At 62.5% G+C, this 20271-nt stretch carries 17 protein-coding genes; 10 read left to right on the top strand and 7 right to left on the bottom strand.

Going from position 1 to position 20271, the window contains the following annotated elements; genetic code table 11:
- Positions 1-53 precede the first annotated feature (53 nt).
- Both AB5Y89_RS11790 and AB5Y89_RS11785 read right to left on the bottom strand, forming a co-directional pair.
- Complete coding sequence (locus tag AB5Y89_RS11790; RefSeq protein ID WP_069651416.1) at positions 54-542, bottom strand: hypothetical protein; 489 nt, start codon at positions 540-542, stop codon at positions 54-56.
- Positions 542-3598: an FAD-binding and (Fe-S)-binding domain-containing protein gene (locus AB5Y89_RS11785; RefSeq protein ID WP_213319195.1), complete on the bottom strand. Its 3057-nt coding sequence runs from the start codon at positions 3596-3598 to the stop codon at positions 542-544. The genes AB5Y89_RS11790 and AB5Y89_RS11785 overlap by 1 nt, the downstream gene beginning before the upstream one ends.
- Before the next feature lie 169 nt (positions 3599-3767).
- On the opposite strand from AB5Y89_RS11785, the gene AB5Y89_RS11780 reads away from it, so the two are divergent.
- The 5 genes from AB5Y89_RS11780 to AB5Y89_RS11760 all read left to right on the top strand — a co-directional run bounded on the left by AB5Y89_RS11780 (position 3768) and on the right by AB5Y89_RS11760 (position 10208).
- On the top strand, positions 3768-4694 hold the full coding sequence (locus tag AB5Y89_RS11780) for a cation diffusion facilitator family transporter (protein ID WP_010675108.1): 927 nt from the start codon (positions 3768-3770) through the stop codon (positions 4692-4694).
- A gap of 406 nt (positions 4695-5100) precedes the next feature.
- Positions 5101-5616, top strand: coding sequence for a hypothetical protein (locus AB5Y89_RS11775; RefSeq protein WP_233462885.1), 516 nt, complete (start codon positions 5101-5103; stop codon positions 5614-5616).
- Positions 5617-6254: 638 nt separating this feature from the next.
- On the top strand, positions 6255-7796 hold the full coding sequence (locus AB5Y89_RS11770; protein WP_045524375.1) for a TerC family protein: 1542 nt from the start codon (positions 6255-6257) through the stop codon (positions 7794-7796).
- Between the two features lie 176 nt (positions 7797-7972).
- On the top strand, positions 7973-9082 hold the full coding sequence (locus AB5Y89_RS11765) for an alkene reductase (protein WP_368223831.1): 1110 nt from the start codon (positions 7973-7975) through the stop codon (positions 9080-9082).
- Positions 9083-9221: 139 nt separating this feature from the next.
- Positions 9222-10208, top strand: coding sequence for a zinc-binding dehydrogenase (locus AB5Y89_RS11760; protein ID WP_368223830.1), 987 nt, complete (start codon positions 9222-9224; stop codon positions 10206-10208).
- A gap of 74 nt (positions 10209-10282) precedes the next feature.
- Here AB5Y89_RS11760 and AB5Y89_RS11755 read toward each other — a convergent pair whose 3' ends face one another.
- Positions 10283-11302, bottom strand: coding sequence for an adenosine deaminase (locus AB5Y89_RS11755; RefSeq protein ID WP_368223829.1), 1020 nt, complete (start codon positions 11300-11302; stop codon positions 10283-10285).
- A 201-nt stretch (positions 11303-11503) separates the two neighbouring features.
- Here AB5Y89_RS11755 and AB5Y89_RS11750 point away from each other — a divergent pair, with 201 nt between their 5' ends.
- From AB5Y89_RS11750 to AB5Y89_RS11730, 5 genes are all read left to right on the top strand, one after another.
- Positions 11504-12253, top strand: a complete 750-nt coding sequence (locus tag AB5Y89_RS11750) for an HAD-IIA family hydrolase (protein WP_005337281.1) — start codon at positions 11504-11506, stop codon at positions 12251-12253.
- Between the two features lie 141 nt (positions 12254-12394).
- Complete coding sequence (locus AB5Y89_RS11745; protein ID WP_201888224.1) at positions 12395-12763, top strand: cupin domain-containing protein; 369 nt, start codon at positions 12395-12397, stop codon at positions 12761-12763.
- A 205-nt stretch (positions 12764-12968) separates the two neighbouring features.
- On the top strand, positions 12969-14633 hold the full coding sequence (gene asnB / locus AB5Y89_RS11740) for an asparagine synthase B (protein ID WP_010675117.1): 1665 nt from the start codon (positions 12969-12971) through the stop codon (positions 14631-14633).
- 167 nt (positions 14634-14800) lie between these two features.
- Entirely contained in the window at positions 14801-15301 is a 501-nt protein-coding gene (locus AB5Y89_RS11735) for a thioredoxin family protein (protein WP_109113015.1), read from the top strand.
- A gap of 128 nt (positions 15302-15429) precedes the next feature.
- On the top strand, positions 15430-16053 hold the full coding sequence (locus AB5Y89_RS11730; RefSeq protein ID WP_139737036.1) for a glutathione S-transferase family protein: 624 nt from the start codon (positions 15430-15432) through the stop codon (positions 16051-16053).
- Positions 16054-16125: 72 nt separating this feature from the next.
- On the opposite strand, the gene maiA is transcribed toward AB5Y89_RS11730, so the two are convergent.
- The 4 genes from maiA to hppD form a co-directional block, all read right to left on the bottom strand.
- Entirely contained in the window at positions 16126-16764 is a 639-nt protein-coding gene (gene maiA, locus AB5Y89_RS11725) for a maleylacetoacetate isomerase (RefSeq protein WP_010675120.1), read from the bottom strand.
- A 69-nt stretch (positions 16765-16833) separates the two neighbouring features.
- Entirely contained in the window at positions 16834-17832 is a 999-nt protein-coding gene (locus AB5Y89_RS11720; protein WP_336580857.1) for a fumarylacetoacetate hydrolase family protein, read from the bottom strand.
- A 10-nt stretch (positions 17833-17842) separates the two neighbouring features.
- Positions 17843-18991 carry a homogentisate 1,2-dioxygenase gene (locus AB5Y89_RS11715; RefSeq protein WP_368223827.1) on the bottom strand — a complete coding sequence of 383 codons (1149 nt, stop codon included), beginning with the start codon at positions 18989-18991 and terminating at the stop codon, positions 17843-17845.
- Entirely contained in the window at positions 18984-20138 is a 1155-nt protein-coding gene (gene hppD / locus AB5Y89_RS11710) for a 4-hydroxyphenylpyruvate dioxygenase (RefSeq protein ID WP_052814552.1), read from the bottom strand. The genes AB5Y89_RS11715 and hppD overlap by 8 nt, the downstream gene beginning before the upstream one ends.
- Positions 20139-20271: the final 133 nt, after the last annotated feature.

Genomic DNA, 20271 nt, shown 5'->3' with positions numbered 1-20271 from the left:
AGGAGCAAAAAAAAAGATGCCCACGCCGGGGCATCTTGCATCGAGATTGACCCTCACCAGGGATAGGTCACCCCTGGCCACTCGGCCCAGGGACCGTCCCGCCCCGGCAGACGCGGCTCGGACCAGCGCCATACCTTGCCGAGCCAGGCGCGCAGTTCGGCTTCGAGTTCGCTGTCCATGAGCGGCGCCTCGGCCACCTTCCAGAAGAAGAGCTCCACCTGCACCTCCGGCAGCACCGACGGATAGAGGTAAACCCCGCCCCAGAAGCGGGGCTCCCTGTCCGGGCTCCAGAGGCCATAGGCAAAGGAGCGCTTGGCCAGAAACTCGGCGTGCTGCCACTCCAAGTCGGCCTCGTGCTGACTCAGGCTGAAATTGGCGGAGGGCCACACATCGTCCGGGCGAAACAGCTGATGGAGCTGATCTCGCTCGCGCAGGATGGCGACAAACTCCACCACGGCCTGGGACGGCGTGGTAGGGAGCAACAGAAAATGCGGGTGCCGATAGGCCTTTGGCACCCGGAATCCCTTGGGAAAGTGGAGCATCAGAGCAGTTCCAGCAGGGCCTGCAGCGGATGCTTGAGCTTCTCCCCCTCCATCCGCTTGACCTGGCTGCGGCACGAATAACCGGTGGCCAGACAACGGGCTTGCGGCAGGTGAGCCAGGGGCTCGGCCCAGCTCAGACCGTAGATCCCCTTGGAGTTCTCCACCTGTTTGGCGTCGTGACCATAGGTGCCCGCCATGCCGCAGCAACCCACCGACACCGGCTGCAAACGCGCACCGAAGCGGCCAAACAGGGTGCTCCAGTCACCGTGGGTGGTGGGCTTGGCGGTCTTCTCGGTGCAGTGGGCAAACAGATACCAGGGGTCGGTGCCAGCCTCTTCCCGCAGCGGCAGCGCCTCGGCAGGCAGGGAGAGCAGCCACTCCTGGGGCAGCAGCACCTGGAAATCGCCGCGGGCGGGGCCGAGCGCCTTCACGTACTCGTCCCGGTAGCAGAGCACCAGAGAGGGGTCGACCCCCACCATGGGGATGCCGAGGGCCGCCACCTTGTTGAGGAACTGGGCGCTGCTGGCAGCAGTGCGGGCGAAGGCGCGCAGGAATCCCTTCACGTGCTGGGGCTTGCCGTTGGGTTTGAACGGCAGCAGGTAGGGCTGATAGCCCAGCTTGCTGGCCAGCTTCACCAGGTCACGCACCACGGGGGCGTCGTAGTAGCTGGTGAAGGGATCCTGCACGATGAGCACCACTTTTTGGCGCTGCTCGGGGCTCATGGCCTCGAGGCCCGGCAGATCGAAATAGCGGGCGCGGTGATCCCGCAGCTCCTCGGCCAGGGTCGGCACGGAGAGCAGCGGCACATCCACCATGCCGATGCTCTTCTCGGTCGCCTTCTGGGCCCACTCTTTTTCGAGGAAGAAGTTAACCAGCTTGGGGGCCTTGGCCAGCAGGGGCGCATAGCTTTCTACCGTGCCCACGAAGTAATCCTTGGGGCCGCGCAGATATCGGCTGTGATAGAGCTGCATGAAGCGAGCGCGGAAGGTGGGCACATCCACCTTGATGGGGCACTGGCTGGTGCATGCCTTGCACGCAAGGCACCCCTCCATCGCCTCCATCACCTCGTGGGAGAAGTCATACTCGCCCCGGGCGCGGGCCACCGTATTGCGGAACTTGTCGACGATCTGCTTGAAGCGCAGACCCCCGCTTTGCAGCGCCACCTCTTCGGCAAGGGGATCGAAGCCCTGCTCCGACAACTGGCGCAGCCATTCACGCATCAGGCCAGCCCGCCCCTTGGGGGAGTGACGGCGGTCGCGGCTGATCTTGACCGAGGGGCACATGGGGGAGTCGGTCTCGAAGGTGAAACACAGACCGTTGCCGTTGCAATCGAGGGCCCGTGTATAGCTCTCGCGCACGGCAATCGGGATCTGGCGGTCGAACTTGCCGCGCTTGGGCCCGTCCACCGAGACAAGCGAAGCGCCGCTGCCATAAGGCATGCAGATCTTGCCCGGGTTGATGCGGTTGGCCGGATCGAACGCCCCCTTGACCCGTTGCAGCTCTTCCCACAGCTCGCCGAAGAAGGCGGGGCTGTATTCGGAGCGAAAGCCCTTGCCGTGCTCCCCCCACATCAGGCCGCCGTATTTGGCGGTGAGCGCCACCACCTGATCGGAGATGCGCCGCAGCAGCACCTCCTGCTCGGGATCGCACAAGTCCAGCGCCGGGCGCACGTGCAGCACCCCGGCATCGACGTGGCCGAACATGCCGTAGTCAAGGCCGTGAGCGTCCAGCAGGGCGCGAAACTCCATGATGAAGTCCGCCAGGGATTCCGGCGGCACGGCGGTGTCTTCGGTGAAGGCCACCGGCTTCTTGCGCCCCTCGGCGTTGCCGAGCAGCCCCACCGACTTCTTGCGCATGCCATAGATGGTCTCGATGCTCGGCAGGTGGTCGCACACCTGATAGCCAATGACCCCCGCCTCCCCCCTGGCCAGCAGGGCGTCGATGCGCCGGCACAGCTCCGCCACCTTGGCCTTGTGTGCATCCTCGTCGGTGTCGGCAAACTCGACGATGTTGAGCCCCTGCAGATCCTTGCCGGGCACATCCTGGATGAGATCCTTCACCGAGTGCCAGATGATGTCGGCGCGGGCCAGTCCCAGCACCCGGGAGTCCACCGTCTCCACCGACAGGGCGTGGGCCTGTACCATAAAGGGGGCGTTTCTGAGCGCGGAGGGGAAGCTGTCGTACTTGACGTTGACGAGTGTGCGGTAGCGCGGGATGGGGGTGATGTTGAGCCGGGCTTCGGTGATGAAGCCCAAGGAGCCTTCCGAGCCGCACAGCACCCGGCTCACATCCAGAGTGTCGGTATCGGGCTGATAGAGGTGCTTGAGATCGTAACCGGTCAGAAAGCGGTTGAGCTTGGGGAAGGTGGCTTCGATGTCGGCGCGCCGCTCGCGGCCGATGCGATAGAGGGTGCGATAGATCTCCCCTTCACGGGTCTCGAGGGCCAGCTTGTCCGCCAGACGCTGGCCGGTCACCGGCTCGGTCGCCATGAGATCGCCGTTCTCCAGCACGGCCTTGAGGCCGAGCACATGATCCGAGGTCTTGCCGTACACCAGCGACCCCTGCCCCGAGGCGTCGGTGTTGACCATGCCTCCCAGGGTGGCCCGGTTGGAGGTGGAGAGATCCGGCGAGAAGAAGTAGCCGTGGGGCTTCAAATAGGCGTTGAGCTGGTCTTTGACCACCCCGGCCTGGGCCCGCACCCAGCCCTCTTCCAGATTAATTTCCATGATCTGGTTCATATGGCGCGAGAGATCGACGATAATGCCGCTGCCCAAGGATTGGCCATTGGTGCCGGTACCGCCGCCGCGAGGGAAGAAACTCAAGGTTGCGTACTCGGGCCCCTGAGCCAGCTTGAGCATCACCGCTATGTCATCCGCGCTGCGCGGATAGAGAACCGCCTGAGGTACGACCTGATAGACGCTGTTATCCGTCGCCATCGCCAACCGGCTTGCATAAGACTTTTCGATATCACCACGAAATGCTGATCGCGCCAGCAACTCAAGAAACTGCAGGGTTGTAGGTGACAAACTGTCCTGGTAATCGAGTCTCGGGATCATGAATCCTTGTTCCCATCCTTTGCTTGATGCCGGCATTCCGGCGATAACGACCGTTCGGACCTGCCTCTTTGCGGGTGTCCGAACCAGTCCGCTCACATGTGAGCGGGCAGTATATCAGCTAGAAAACCGCTTGCGCGCGCAATCTTCACCATTTGAAAGGAGGACTTTTATGGCTCACTACAGCCATGTTATCAGTACGCTTATTCGCACCGAAAAACAGGCCCTGACCCTGTCATTGTTTGGTTGCATCACCTTTGCCATTTTCGGGATCGGCTATGGTCTGTTCGTCGGTTCCAACGCCATCATGCTGGACGGCATCTTCACCCTGTTCAGCATGGGCATGACGGGCCTTGGGCTCATCACCGCCTACCTGGTTACCCGCCCCTCCGACGCCCGTTTCCAATACGGCTACGCCCATTTCGAACCCATCGCCAACGTCATCAACGGCGCCATCATTCTGCTGCTCTGCCTCGGTGCCCTCTATGGCGGCATCACCTCCCTGCTGGCGGGCGGACGGGAGATCGATCTCGGCCACGCCCTCATCTATGCCGTCGTCTCCACCTTCTTCTGCAGCATCCTCTATCTCATCGAGGCCGACGTGGCCGAGCGGGTCAACTCCGAGCTGGTGCGGGTGGACTCCAAGGAGTGGCTGGTGGATACCCTGCTCAGCGCCACCCTGCTCATCGGCTTTCTGGTCGCCATCGGGCTCGATACCCTGGGTTACGGCCACTACAACCGCTACATAGACCCCATGCTGGTCTCCCTGCTGGCCCTGTGCGCCACCCTCATTCCCATCAAGGTGCTCGGTCGCAACCTGCGGGAGGTGCTGAAGATCGCCCCCAAGGGAGAGGTCAAGCAGCGAGTCGAACACGAGATCGAGGCCCTGCGCCAGCGCCATGGCATCGAGTGCTACAGCCACCTGGCAAAAAGCGGCCGCCGCTTCGATCTGGAATTGAACATCCTGGTGGCCCCGGGCCAGGAGTGGCCCGTCGAGCGTCAGGATGCCCTGCGCCAGGAGCTCTGGTCCCGCCTCGGCGATACCCTGGGAGACGCCTGGCTGTCGGTCTGCTTCACCCGCGAGAAACGCTGGCTCTGACCCGGACTGCACGCTGAATGACGCGCGGGGCTGCACAGCCCCGCTCGATGACTCATCCGGGATCCCCACTCCGGCGTTGGTTGTTCTGCACTTTTCTCCTGTGTCTCCCGCGTCTCCCGAATCTCCCCGTGTTCTGCCCTCTGCGGGTGTGCTCAACGGACCTCTGGTCCCAGGACATCCACCAGTGTTCCTCCCCCGCCAAAGACACAAACGTTTGCTACCCCTGTTGGATCAAGATTTATTTTCATCCCATACCAAACAAATAAAAATTCGTTGCTAAAAGAAAGTGTCACCGCTATTTATTTGTGTGCAGGGAGGCGGTGATTGAATGCCAAAGAGGGAGTTGTTATTAACCGGAAAAATAAAATAACAAACATCGTATCATTATACAGTTGAGGCAATATCCATGAAAAACACAGTCATTGCTGTCATGACGCTGATCATGACCGGTGCGGCACAAGCTGCCATTCCCCAGTTGAATTATGAGTGCCCGGGCCAGATCCAGTTTCACAGCGATGAAGGGGGCCCCGTCTATATCAACGGCCAAGAGGCCAAGGTCAAGGAGTACGGTGAGGACTTCTTCGAGGTGAAGGGGTCAGGAGTCATTCTCTCCATCAGCAACATCAACGGGAAATACGACGTCTCTTACAACAGCAAGAATGGCTCCGGCGTCTGTCATCCCGTCTCCACCGCAGCCCCTGCTGCTGCGACTTCCCACAAGGCCAGTCCCGCAGAGAAAGCCTGTCTCAAGGCGGTCTCCGACAAGACAGACGTGGCACAACAGCAGCTCCAGGTGATCGACGTGATGGACTCGGAAGCCGGGGTAGGCGTGACCATCAAGGTGCCGGGTGCAGAGGCTCCCTGGTCATGCCTGAGCGACAAGAAAGGGCATGTTCAGGGCGCGGCCTATACCGGCAATTGACCTGACGACCAGGGTTAACATCCCCTGAAACAACCCGTGTGAGCGCAAACGAGGAGGCCTGGGCCTCCTTGCTTTTTATACGCTGAATATATGATTCATGTGAATTAGTTGGTGGCGAACAAGTTAAATTTAGAATAATAACTCCATATCAAACACCATAACCCCCTCTATTCCTTCTTTCTCCCATGACACAGCCGCAATATTTCCCCCTGAAACAAATTATTACAAAAATAATGGATATATATGAGCCTGATGAATCCGGTTGTTGGTATCAGATCGTTTATTTTCCTTGTTCAGCACCTATATTTGTGATCGTGCCAATGTGTCGCTCTTTTATCTCCAGTCAAACTTGGCTGCGCATCAATGCCCCTTTCCCTTGCCTCCCCCGTCGGCAATCCCCTCGTCGCGTCCCCCTGACAGCCCCCTTGCCAAATGGCGGCGAGTCGTTATCATCAGGGCTCACTTTTGACCCGAGGTTTTATTGCCCATCATGGACAATCCCCGAAGTAGCCCTTCGTCTTTTCCCATCAAAGCCTATCTGTACCTGCTCAACCAACGCCTCTGAAGCGATCGTCTCCGTCACCACGGCCACGCCGTGACCACGATTCACTGCATCTGTCTTCATTGAGGTCAATCACATGGAATTCTTGCTGGACCCGTCAATCTGGGTCGGTCTGCTTACCCTGATCATCCTGGAAATCGTTCTCGGGATAGACAACCTGGTCTTCATCGCCATCCTGGTGAAAAAACTGCCCCCCGCCCAGCGGGACAAGGCGCGCATCATCGGTCTCTCCCTGGCCCTGCTGATGCGCCTGGGACTGCTCACCATCATGTCATGGCTGGTCACCCTCACGGCTCCTCTGCTGCACATCTGGGATCACCCCTTCTCCGGTCGGGATCTCATCCTGATGGGAGGCGGACTCTTCCTGCTGTTCAAGGCCACCTCCGAGCTGCATGAGCGACTCGAGGCCAAGCCCGAGGAGCAAGGCGGCACCGGCGTCTATGCCGGGTTCGGGGTGGTGATCGCCCAGATCCTGGTGCTGGATGCGGTCTTCTCCCTGGACTCCATCATCACCGCCGTCGGCATGGTGGATCACCTCGGCGTCATGATGGCGGCCGTGACCATCGCCATGGTGGTGATGGTGCTCGCCTCCAAGCCCCTGACCCGCTTCGTCAACGCCCACCCCACTGTGGTGGTGCTCTGCCTGAGCTTCCTCTTGATGATCGGCTTCAGCCTGGTGGCGGAGGGCTTCGGCTTCCACATTCCGAAGGGCTACCTCTACGCGGCCATCGGCTTCTCCGTGCTCATCGAGTTCTTCAACCAGCTCGCCCAGCGCAGTGCCCTGCGCCATGAGGCGCGCCAGCCCCTGCGCGAGCGCACCACCGCCGCCATCTTCAAGCTGATGGGGGGGAACAAGCGCTCAGCCCACCCGCAGGAGGACGAAGAAGAGGTGCAGGCTCAGCCCCTGCCCCCCGGTTTCGGTGAAGAGGAGCGTTACATGGTGAGCGGCGTGCTGTCGCTGGCCGAGCGTTCCATTCGCACCATCATGACCCCGCGCTCCGAGATGGAGTGGATCGACGTGAGCGACAGCGAGGACGAGATCCGCGCCCTGCTGCAACGGGCCCCCCACAGCCTGTTCCCGGTCTGTGACGGGGAGCTGGACGAGATCATCGGGGTGGTCAAGGCACGGGATCTGCTGTTTGCCCTCAACGAGGGGCAATCCCTGGCAGCACTTGCCAGACAGAACGAGCCCGTCATCGTGCCCCAGACCATCAACGTGATCCGGCTGCTGGCGGAGCTGCGCCAGGCCAGGGGCAGCCTCATCCTGGTGGCGGACGAGTTTGGCGTCATCCAGGGGCTGGTCACCAACCACGATCTGCTGGAGGCCATCGTCGGCGAGCTGCCGGACGAGGACGAGACCCCCGATGTGGTGCGCGAGGGCGAACACTGGCTCATCCACGGCACCACCAACATCCATCAGGTGGAGCAGGCCCTGAACTGCGACGGTCTGGTGAGCGAGAGCGACGAGTACGTGACCCTGGCGGGCATGTTGCTCTCCCACTTCGGCAGCCTGCCCGACGTCGGTCAGCAGTTGCACCTCGGCCAGTTCCGCTTCGAGGTCATGGCCGTGAGCGAGCGGCGCATCGAGCGAGTACGGGTTACCCCACTCTCCCCCTGATCATCGGCGGCAATCACAGCAAAAGAGGGCCCTTGGCCCTCTTTTTTCTGGCGCGAGCCCGGCCCCTCCCGGGCCATTGCTGCGATAACGGCAATTCTCTTCTGTAATACCCCCTCTTTTTCACAATAACAATCCCCTTTAGAGTCACCTCACTCCCAAAGATTGAGGAATCCATCATGCACCACGATCCCCTGTTCTGCCCCCTTCGCCTCGGCCAGCTGCACCTTGCCAACCGCATCGTCATGCCCCCCATGACCCGCTCCCGCGCCAGCCAGCCCGGGGACGTGGCCAACGCCATGATGGCGACCTACTACGCCCAGCGTGCCGGGGCCGGCCTCATCATCAGCGAAGGCACCCAGATAGATCCCCTGGGCAAGGGCTACGCCTGGACGCCGGGCATCCACAGCGCCGAGCAGGTGGCAGGCTGGAAGCAGGTAACAGACGCGGTCCACGCCGAGGGGGGCATCATGTTCGCCCAGCTCTGGCACGTGGGCCGGGTCACCCATCCTGACAACATCGGCGGCGCCCAGCCCCTCTCCTCCTCCGCCATCCAGGCCAAGGGAGTGAAGGTGTTCGTCGACAACGGCAGCGATGCCCCGGGGTTTGTGGAGACCGTCACCCCGCGCGCCATGACCCAGGCCGACATCGACGCCGTGGTGGGGCAGTTTCGCCGGGCCGCCCGCAACGCCATGGAAGCGGGCTTTGACGGCATCGAGTTGCACGCCGCCAACGGCTACCTCATCAACCAGTTCCTCGACTCCGAGTCCAATACCCGCACCGACGGCTATGGCGGTTCGCTCGAAAACCGGCTGCGCTTCCTCAAAGAGGTGACCGAGGCGGTCTGTGACGAGATCGGTCCCGACCGGGTCGGGGTACGCCTTGCGCCGCTCACCACCCTCAACGGCACCGTGGATGCCAACCCCCAGAAGACCTATCTGGCTGCCGCGCGCCTGCTGGGCCAGCTCGGCGTGGTCTATCTGCACGTCGCCGAAGCGGACTGGGACGACGCCCCCCTGATGGCGGAGAGCTTCAAGCAGGGGCTGCGCGACGCCTTCCCCAACACCCTCATCTACGCCGGCAAGTACGATGGGGAGCGCGCCCGCGCCGCCATCGAGGCAGGCTGGGCCGACATGATTGGCTTCGGTCGCCCCTTCGTGGCCAACCCCGACTTGCCGAACCGCCTGCGCCACGGCCATCCGTTCGCTCCCCATGATCCCGCCACCCTGTTTGGCGGCGGCGAGAAAGGGCTGACCGACTACCCCGTCTATGGGGCAGAGCGGGCATAAGGCGGCTGGCGCTTAACCTCTTCCCGGGCGGACCCCACCAGCGTGGGGTCCGCCTTGTTGTCTTGCCAGTGCAACAACAACCCAAGACATTGTTGCGCCATGTAATTCAATCTGCGCCCCTCTCTTTCAAGGAGTCACCATGAACCATACCCAGGCCTGGTGCTGGCACGCCCCCGGCGAACCGGACCAGCTCATCCTCACCCGGCAGACGCTCCCCGCCCCCGGGCCCGACGAGGTCCTCGTCGCCAACCGGATCATCGCCTTCAATCCGGTGGACTGGAAACTCATCGAACAGGGTCATCCCCACTGGCAGCCAGGCCATGTGCCCGGCGTCGATGGCATGGGCACCTTGGTGGCACTGGGGGCCAACGTCACCCACCTGCGCCCCGGCACCCGGGTCGCCTATCACACCGACCTGCGCCACGGCGGCAGCTTTGCCCGCCACACCCTGGTGCCGGCTCGCGCCCTGATGCCGGTGCCCGATGCCCTGAGCGACGAGGCGGCCGCCGCGCTCCCCTGCCCCGGCCTCACCGCCTGGCAGGCGCTGGCCAAGCTGCCGCACCTGCACGGGGAGGCCCTGCTCATCACGGGGGCTGGCAGCAGTGTCGGCCGCTTCGCGGTGCAACTTGCCCTTAAGCAGGGGGCCCGCGTCTTTGCCAGCGCCAGCCCGCGCCACCACCAGTGGCTCAAACAGCTAGGCGTGCAGGGGGTGGCGGACTATCGGGATCCCGACTGGCTGGCCCAGTTGCAGGCCGCCAACGGCGGTGAACCCTTCGATGGGATCATCGATCTGGTCTCCAGCCAGCAGGCAGAAGCCTTGCTGCCTGCCCTTGGCTATTACGGCCACATGGTGACGGTGCTCGGGCGCATCGCGCGCAACCCGCTGCCCGCCTTTAGCCATTGCCACTCATTGCACGAGATTGCCCTCGGCGCCCAGCACGCCTTTGGCTCGGACAAACAGTGGAGCCGTCTGGTAGCGGCCGGTGTCGCCATGATGGCGCAGATGGCGAGCGGCGAGCTGACCCTGCCGCCGCTGGTGGTGGGCGACTTCGACGCCCTGCCCTCCCTTCTCACTCGCGTCAAGCAGGAGGGACAAGGGGAAAAGTATCTGGTGAGAGTGGGTTGATACCCGCCCAACGATGGCACAAAGAGGCCCGTCATGGCGGGCCTCCTCCATTCAAGGTGTGCAAGGCGACCTGCTCAGTGCAGGCTCACCCCGTGCAGGGCGGCATGGAGGCGAATGTCCCGGGTCAGACGCACCTTGTCCGCGAGGCTCAGCCAGCTCGCCTCCACGGCATTGAGACTGAGGCGGCACAGCTGCTCCTGGCTGGCGCCAAGCCCGTCGGCCAGGGCCTGAAAGTTGGCCCCCAGGTATCCCCCGAAATAGGCGGGATCGTCGGAGTTCACGGTGACGCAGAGCCCCTGCTCCAGCAGCCTCAGCACATTGTGGTGGGCCATCTGGTCAAACACCCTGAGCCGCACGTTGGAGAGGGGGCAGACGGTGAGGGGCAGCCGGGTGTCGGCAAGATAGCTCAGCAGCGCGGGATCCTCGACGCAGCGCACCCCGTGATCGATGCGTTGCACTCCGAGCTCCCGGATCGCCTGCCAGATGTAGTCCGCAGGTCCCTCCTCCCCCGCGTGGGCCACCAGCGGCAGCCCCAGCTCGCGGCAGCGAGCGAAGACCCGGGCAAACTTGCTGGGCGGGTTGCCCTGCTCCCCCGAATCGAGGCCGACCCCGTGCAGGCGCGCCAGGTACGGCGTGGCCTCTGCCAGGGTGGCGAATGCCGCCTCTTCACTCAGGTGGCGCAGGAAGCTCATGATAAGCCGCCAGCTGATGCCAAAGGCTGCTTCGCCAGCCTGCAGCGCCCGCTCGATGCCCCCCAGCACGGTGGCAAAGGGCACGCCGCGGGCGGTGTGGGTCTGGGGGTCGAAAAAGATCTCCACGTGCACCACGTGATCGGCAACGCAGCGCTCGAGATAGGCCCAGGTGAGGTCGAAGAAATCCTGTTCGTGGATGAGCACGCTGGCGCCGAGGTAGTAGAGATCGAGGAAGGATTGCAGGCCGTCGAACTCATAGGCGGCGCGCAGGCTGTCGACATCGGGCCAGGGCAGCGCCACCCCGTTGCGCTGACCGAGGGCGAACATCAGCTCGGGTTCGAGGGTCCCCTCGATATGCAGGTGCAGTTCCAGCTTGGGCAAGCCGGCAATAAAGTGCTCCATGATGACGGCTCCATCGTCAGACTCCGTGCGGGCACCACCGGGGCGGCGCCCTCCCTTCGCCTTCATTGTGCACCCATCTGGCCCGCCGGAGGAGACTTGTCATCAAAGGGCCTTATAATGGCGGCACAAAAACCATAACCGATTGAAGAGACGAACAGAGGGATGCCCTGTCCCCGCTCTTGCGCCCTACAAGGAGAATTCATGAAGAAAAACGTCATCTGTGACATTGACGGCGTCATCCTGCACAACAACGATCTCATTCCCGGCGCCGACCGCTTCGTCCACCGCCTGCTGGAGCAGGGCAGCAAGCTCCTGTTCCTCACCAACTACCCGGCCCAGACCCAGAAAGATCTGCAAAACCGCTTCCGCTCCGCCGGAATAGAGGTGCCCGAGGAGTGCTTCTACACCTCCGCCATGGGCACCGCCGACTTTCTCAAGCGCCAGGATGGCAAGAAGGCCTATGTGATTGGCGAAGGGGCCCTGACCCACGAGCTCTACAAGGCCGGCTTCACCATCACCGATATCGACCCGGACTTCGTGGTGGTGGGGGAGACCCGCAACTACAACTGGACCATGATGCAGCAGGGCGCCAAGTTCGTGGATCAGGGGGCCCGCTTCATCGCTACCAACCCGGATACCCACGGCCCCATGATGCACCCGGCCTGCGGCGCCCTGTGTGCCCCCATCGAGCGGATGACCGGCAAGAAGCCCTTCTATGTCGGCAAGCCGAGCGCCTGGATCATTCGCGCGGCCCTCAACCGGATGGAGGCCCACTCCGACGACACCATCATCATCGGCGACAACCTGCGCACCGACATCCTGGCAGGCTTCCAGGCCGGTCTCGAGACGGTGCTGGTGCTCTCCGGGGTGAGCAAGGTGGCGGACATCGACCGCATGCCGTTTCGACCGAACCACATCTTCGACTCCGTGGTGGACATCGACATCGTCTGATCCCGGGTGCCGCCCTTCCGGTAGCCTTCAGCCTGCACGGGCCCCCTTGGCAAAGGGGGCCCGTTTCGTTTAACGTAAGCGCAACATCGTTAAACAAACTAAACGGGAGCAGGATGCTCCTTCGCCACTCAAGGACGCACCATGAAGAGCCTGAACGACTGGATCCTGCTGGACAAACACACTGTCTCCCCCACCCCGCTGATGCCGGCCCCCGAGCGCATCAAGGCCGGGACGCCGAGCCAGACGGCATGGAACCACTACTCCGACCCGAGCCAGCAGTTTCACGTGGGCTTCTGGGCTTGCGAGCCGGGCTGCTGGGCCGTTCACTATACCGAACACGAATACTGCCAGATGCTGGAAGGGGAGGCGGTGATCCACGACGAGCAGGGCGGCCGGCTGCACCTCAAACCGGGGGATCAGTTCGTCATTCCCGCCGGTTTTGTCGGGCAGTGGGAGACCCTCACCCCTTGTCGCAAGCTCTATGTGATCTTCGAACCCGCCGCGACTTGACGCGCACGTCAACCCTGACCCTCTCTCTTCAGGCGGCCGGACGGCCGCCATCCCCTGCGCAACTTGACGCTTACGGCATGATTTTCTGCGGTTTTCCCGCTTGCAAAAGGGTTTTCCGCTAGGCATTGTGATTGGCGAGGAATGTAAATGGAATTTCGAGCCCAAACGTGGGGGGCTCATATAAAAATCAAGAGGATTACCGCCAATGTGTTCTATTTTCGGCATTCTGGACATCAAGACCGACGCCACTGCCCTGCGCAAATCGGCCCTGGAGATGTCCAAGCGACTGCGTCACCGCGGGCCTGACTGGTCCGGCGTCTACAGCTCCGACAAGGCCATCCTGGTGCACGAGCGCCTGGCCATCGTCGATCCGGGCAACGGCGCACAGCCTCTCTACAACCCCGAGCGCACGCACGTATTGGCCGTCAACGGCGAGATCTACAACCACAAGGAGCTGGAGAAGAACCTCAAGGTCGACTTCCAGTTCCAGACCCACTCCGACTGTGAAGTGCTGCTGGCCCTCTACAAGGAGAAGGGCCCGGCGTTCCTGGACGATCTAAACGGCATCTTCGCCTTCATCCTCTATGACGCCGAGCAGGATGCCTACCTGATTGGTCGCGACCACATGGGGATCATCCCCCTCTATACCGGCCGCGACGAGCACGGCAACTTCTACGTCGCCTCCGAGATGAAGGCCCTGGTGCCCGTGTGCAAGAGCGTCGAGACCTTCCCACCGGGACACTACCTGTGGAGCAAGGATGGCGAGCTCAAACAGTGGTACAAACGGGACTGGATGGAATACGCGCCGGTCGAGCACAACGTCAGCGACAAGGCCGAGCTCAAAGCGGCCCTGGAAGCGGCGGTCAAGCGCCAGCTGATGTGCGACGTGCCCTACGGCGTGCTGCTCTCCGGTGGTCTGGATTCGTCCGTCATCTCCGCCATCACCAAGCTCTATGCCGCCCGCCGGGTGGAAGACGATGGCAAGAGTGAAGCCTGGTGGCCCCAGCTGCACTCCTTCGCCGTCGGCCTGGAAGGGTCGCCGGATCTCGCTGCCGCCCGCAAGGTGGCCGATCACCTCGGCACCATCCACCACCAGATCCACTTCACCGTGCAGGAAGGACTGGATGCCCTGCGGGACGTCATCTATCACCTCGAGACCTATGACGTCACCACCATCCGCGCCTCTACGCCCATGTATCTGATGGCCCGCTACATCAAGGCGATGGGCATCAAGATGGTGCTGTCGGGAGAGGGCTCCGACGAGCTGTTCGGCGGCTACCTCTACTTCCACAAGGCCCCCAACGCCCGTGAGTTCCACGAGGAGAACGTGCGCAAGCTCGCCTCCCTGCACCTCTATGACTGCCTGCGCGCCAACAAGTCCATGGCCGCCTGGGGCGTGGAAGGCCGCGTGCCCTTCCTCGACAAGGAGTTCATGGACGTGGCGATGCGCCTCAATCCCGCCGACAAGATGTGCGGCAAGGGCAAGATCGAGAAGCACATCCTGCGCGAAGCCTTCGAGGATCTGCTGCCCCACGAAGTGGCGTGGCGTCAGAAGGAGCAGTTCTCCGACGGTGTGGGCTACTCCTGGATTGATAGCCTCAAAGCCATGGTCGAGGAAGAGGTGACGGATCAGATGTTCGAGGCAGCGGCCTTCCGCTTCCCCGTCAATACCCCGCTCACCAAGGAGGCGTACTACTACCGCGCCATCTTCGACGAGCACTTCCCGCTGGAGTCCGCCGCCCGCACTGTGCCCTACGGCAAGTCGGTCGCCTGCTCCACCCCGACCGCGCTCGAATGGGATGCCAAGTTCAAGGAGATGGCCGACCCCTCCGGTCGCGCCGTGATGGACGTCCACCAGCAGGGTTACTGATCGCCCCTGACCTGAATACAAAGCCCCTCTCGAGGGGCTTTGTTGTTTTCTGCCATTCCATTGCCGCTTTTTGCCTTCCCCTTCCCTGTTTGCGGCTTGGCGCAGGAAACGCCTCGTGTCACATTGTCTGCGCCTGGAAGCAAAGATAACGACACAAGGAAGAGACCATGAAACGACTGTTACTGCCCCTGATACTGGGCACCCTCCTTTTCAATGGCGCCGCCTGCGCGGGCGACCACCTCTGGAGTCAGAGCCTGCCCGATTACAGCCAGGGTTATGACGAGACGCGGGATCCGGCCCGCGATCTCGCCGCCGCTACCGCCAAGGCCAGTGCCGAGGGCAAGAAAGTCCTGTTGCTGGTGGGGGGCGAATGGTGCAGTTGGTGCCAGGAGATGAACCGCTTTCTGGACCGGGAACCCGATCTCGCCGGCCAGCTCAACCGCACCTTCGTGGTGGTCAAGGTGAACGTCAGCGAGCAGAACAAGAATGAATCCTTCCTGAAAGCCTATCCCGAGTATCTGGGGGTCCCCCACTTCTACGTGCTGGATGCCAAAGGCAGGCTGCTCGAGTCCTTCAACACCGGGCTGCTGGAGAAGGGGAAGAGTTACGACGGGGAGAAACTCGGCAAATTTATCGCCTATTTCCAGCCCAGGACCACCCACGGCTGACTCGCCAGTCAATAAAACAGAGCCCCGCACGGTCAGTGACAGTGCAGGGCACTGATGGCTACGCAAACAGGGAAGTGGCATGTCTGCGACAAACAGGCCATCCATCACCCCGGACAAGGACGAAAAAGATGTTGCGAATACTGGGCAAGGCGTCGTCAATCAATGTGCGCAAGGTACTGTGGACCTGCGCCGAACTGGCCCTCCCCTTCGAGCTGGAGGAGTGGGGATCCGGCTTCAAACCCACGGACACCCCGGCGTTTCTGGCGCTCAACCCCAATGCCATGGTGCCCGTCATTCAGGATGAGGATTTTACGCTGTGGGAGTCGAACACCATCATCCGCTACCTGGCGACGCGCCATGGTGCCAATGCACTCTATCCCGCCGAGGCGAGAGCCAGGGCTCGGGTCGATCAATGGATTGACTGGCAGGCATCGGACTTGAACACCGCCTGGCGCTACGCCTTCCTGTCGCTGGTGAGGCGCTCCCCCCAGCATCAAGACCATCAGGCCCTTCACGCAGCTTGCCTGCAGTGGTCTCACTGCATGGAGATCCTGGAGAGACAGCTTCAAACAACCGGAGGATATGTGGCCGGTCCGCACTTCTCGCTGGCAGACATTCCCATCGGGCTGTCAGTCAACCGCTGGCTGGAGACGCCCTATGATCGCCCGTCGCTACCCGCCGTGGACGACTACTACCAGCGACTGAAAGAGCGGCCGGGGTTTCGACGCTATGGGGCCAATGGCACGCCCTGAGGCGAGCAAGATAACCCGGGCAAGGAAAGAAACGGCAGACCGGGCCAACGCGCTGGCCCGGTCTGCACAGCTTCAGGGCTGGGCATCCGGCTGATTGGCGGGGGCGGCCTTGATAAAGGCCTGCAACTGCTCGCAGTTGGCGACGATGCGCGCAATGGTGGGGTAGTCATCCAGGGTCATGTCGAAACGGCGGGCGTTGTAGACCTGGGGCACCAGCATGCAGTCCGCCAGGGTGACCTCGTTGCCCACGCAATAGATGCCGGCGGTGGTCATGAGAAGCTGTTCCAGCGCGGTGAAGGTCTCGTCTATCCAGTGGCGATACCATGCATCCCGCGCCATCTTGCTCTGCCCCAACTCCTGCTCCAGGTAGTGCAGCACGCGCAGGTTGTTGAGGGGGTGGGTGTCACAGGCGATCATGTTGACTATCTGGCGCACCCGGGCACGTTCGATGGGGGCGGAGGGCATCAGGGGGTAGGCGGGATAGGTCTCGTCGAGGTACTCCATGATGGCCACCGACTGACCCAGATGCACGTCATCGTCCACGAGAAACGGCACCAGCCCCTGGGGATTGACCCGGCGGTAGGCCTTCTCCTTCTGCTCACCCTGCCGCAAGTTGACCGGGTGCTGCTCATAATCGAGCCCCTTGAGTTGCAGTACCAAACGCACGCGAAAGCTGGCCGATGAGCGCCAATATCCAAACAACTGCAGCATAGTGTGTCCCTGTGGTGGCAGGTGTCTGCCACCTGCCGTGTCGCCCGCCCCTCCAGGGGTCGGGCTCTCCTAGCTCGCCCGCTCGGCCGTTGCTTGCGTGACCCGCTGCAAAATGGTGCCAAACAGACTCATCCCGTTGCGATCCTGCATCGCGATGGACACTGTATCACCAAAGCGCAGAAAGGGTGTAGTGGCTTGACCTGACTCGATAATTTCCAGCATCCGCCGCTCGGCAAGGCAGGAGGATCCCCGGCTTCTGTCGTAGTTGGAGACGGTGCCCGAGCCGATGATGCAGCCCGCCCCGAGCGGCCTTGTCTTGGCGGCATGGGCAATCAGCTCATCAAAGTTGAAGGTCATGTCCACCCCGGCGTCGGGCTGCCCGAACAGGGCGCCGTTGAGGTGGGTCACCAGGGGCAGGTGGACCTTGCCATCGCGCCAGTCATCCCCCAGCTCGTCCGGGGTGATGGCCACCGGCGAGAAGCTGCTGGAGGGCTTGGACTGGAAGAAGCCAAAGCCCTTGGCAAGCTCCCCGGGAATGAGGTTGCGCAGGCTCACGTCGTTGACCAGCATCAAGAGCTTGATGTGGCTCGCCGCCCCCTGCGAACGGGTACCCATGGGCACGTCGTCGGTGATGACGGCGACTTCCGACTCGAAGTCGATCCCCCACTCCTCGGAGCCCATCACGATTGGGCCACGGGGCGGCAGGAAGCTGTCAGAGCCTCCCTGATACATCAGGGGATCGTGCCAGAAGCTTGCTGGCATGTCGGCGCCGCGCGCCTTGCGCACCAGCTCCACGTGATTGACGTAGGCACTGCCGTCAATCCACTGGTAGGCGCGAGGCAGCGGGGAGAGACAGGCCTCCTCATCGAAGGGGAAGGCGTCGGGGCAGGCGCCCTCGTTGAGTCGCTGATAAACCTTCGCCAATTGCGGCGCCACTTCGCCCCACTGATCGAGGGCCGACTGCAGGGTCGGGGCAATGGTCGTCACGTGGACGGCGCGCGCCAGATCGCGGCTCACCACCACCAGGGCGCCGTCGCGCTTGCCATTGTTCAGGGTTGCCAGTTTCATATCGAATTCCTTATTTGCCGAGCGTCTCTGGACGCTGCCAGCTGGTGACATAACCGGGGTGTTCGACCCCTTCGCAGATCGGGCCGACGGCCAGGGCATCCCGGGTGTCGAGCATCACCGCCACCTCGTCGGTGAAGGTCTTGGCATGGGCCAACCCCGCCGCAAAGGCCTTGGGATGGGGACCATGGGTGAAGCCGGCAGGGTGGAAGGTGACCATGCCCCGCTTGATGTTGTCCCGGCTGAAGAAGTCCCCGGCGTGGTAGAAGAGCACTTCGTCGAAGTCGTCGTTGCTGTGGTAGAAGGGCACCCGCAGGGCGCCTGGGTCGCTCTCGATGGGACGCGGCACGAAGGTGCAGACCACGAACCGGCTCGCAACGAAGGTGGAGTGGGCCGAGGGAGGCAGGTGGTAGCGGTGGCTCATCAGCGGGCGGATATCCCGCCAGTTGAGGCGCACCACGCACAAGTCCCCGTGCCACCCTTGTGCATCCAGCGGGTTGAACGGCCAGGTGACGACCGAGACCTGATCGTGGCGCTTGATCTGCAGCGACCAGGGGTTTTCATCCTGCTGGGCTAGGAAGCGCTCGTTGATGGCGGGCACGTCCAGGGCCGCCGGATCGAAGATGGCGTGATTGCCCACCAGTCCCTTGTCCGGCAGCTGATAACTGTCTTCCGTCGCCTCGATCATCAGGATGAAGAGGGGTGCGGTGGGCTCGATGCGCCACATGGTGCCACGGGGGATCACCACGTAGTCCCCCTCCCGCAGGGTCAGATGGCCGTAGTCGCAGAAGAAGTCGCCTCCCCCCTCGTGAATGAACAGGAGCTCGTCGCCATCGGCGTTGCGCACCAGAAACGGCATCCTCTCGCTCAGGCGCCAGATGCGGTAGCGGCAGTGGGGGTTGCTGAGCAGATCCGGCATCACCCAGGGGGAGAGGGAGCTCACCTCCTCCTGCAGATCGTTCAAGTCAAACGCCCGTGGCCGAAGCGGCCCTTCCCAGTTGACCCAGTCGGTGGGAGCGTGCTTGTGGTGCATGTGGGTGGCCGGACCGAAGAAGCCCAAGCGCCCCAGCTCGCGCTCATAGATGGCCTGCTCCGGCAGATCGGCATGGGCCTGGCGGGAGTGGGTTCCCTCCCGATGGGGGAAGCTTATCCAGTTACGCATCGCTCGGTTCTCCGTTTTTCTGGCCCTGCGCGGCACTGTTCACCTCCCCTTGCGTGGATCCGTCCAGCACGCCACGGCGGATCTGATCCAGCTCGATGGATTCGAACAATGCCTGGAAGTTGCCCTCACCAAAGCCCTCGTTGCCCTTGCGCTGGATGATCTCGAAGAACACGGGACCGATGACGGTGTCGGTGAAGATCTGCAGCAGGATGCCGTCCTTCGTCGGCGAGCCGTCGATGAGGATGCGCAGCGTCTTCAGCGCGGCCAGATCCTCCTGATGACCCGCGACCCGGCTGTCCACCTTCTCGTAGTAGGTGTCCGGCGTCGGCATGAAGCCGGTTCCCCGCCCTCTGAGCGTGCGGATGGTGTGATAGATGTCGGCAGAGGCGAGCGCGATGTGCTGGATCCCCTCCCCCTTGTACTGGCGCAGGTACTCCTCTATCTGGGACTTGTCGTCCGCCGACTCGTTGATGGGGATGCGAATTTTGCCGCAAGGGGCCGTCATGGCGCGCGAGTGCAGTCCTGTCAGCTTGCCCTCGATGTCGAAGTAGCGGATTTCCCGGAAGTTGCCGATCCGCTCGTAGAAATTCGACCAGAGGTTCATATTGCCGCGGTGGACGTTGTGGGTCAGGTGGTCGATCTCATAGAGCCCTGCGTCCACCTCGGCCATGCGGGCCTGCCAGTCGGGGTAGAAGATAAAGTCCACGTCATAGATGGAGCCCCGCTCGCCATAGCGATCGACAAAGGAGAGGGTACTCTCGCCGATGCCGTAGATGGCGGGGATGTTGAGTTCCATGGGGCCGATTTTGCCCACAAACGGCTTGGCCCCCTGGCCAATGGCGTACTGCTGGGCACGGCCGGCATCGCTCACCCGAAACGCCATGCCGCACACGCTCGGACCATGGGCCCGGGCAAACTCCTCCGCCTGGGAGTGGGGCTCGGCATTGACCACGAAGTTGATGTCTCCCTGGCGATAGAGCCAGCACTGCTTGTGCCTGTGCTTGGCCACTTCGGCAAAGCCCAGTGAGACGAACAGCGCCTTGAGGGCCGCAATGCCCTTGAGATCCGGCGCCGTGTACTCGACGAACTCAAACCCGTCGGTGCCAAGGGGGTTGATGGTGTGAGTACGGGAAGAGGGGGTGGTCATGATGCGCTCCTTGCGATGAACTGATAACGAAACGGTTCACGCCGCAAGGGCTCGACAGGCAGCCCGCACGGCATTGTTAATAACTTGTTTCATTAGAGTGGCGAGCGCAGGGAATGAGAAGGGGCGGCGTTCA

It is taken from the genome of Aeromonas sp. s4 (assembly GCF_040907855.1).
GTDB lineage: Bacteria > Pseudomonadota > Gammaproteobacteria > Enterobacterales > Aeromonadaceae > Aeromonas > Aeromonas caviae.
This window is presented reverse-complemented; position numbering and strand designations above follow the sequence as displayed.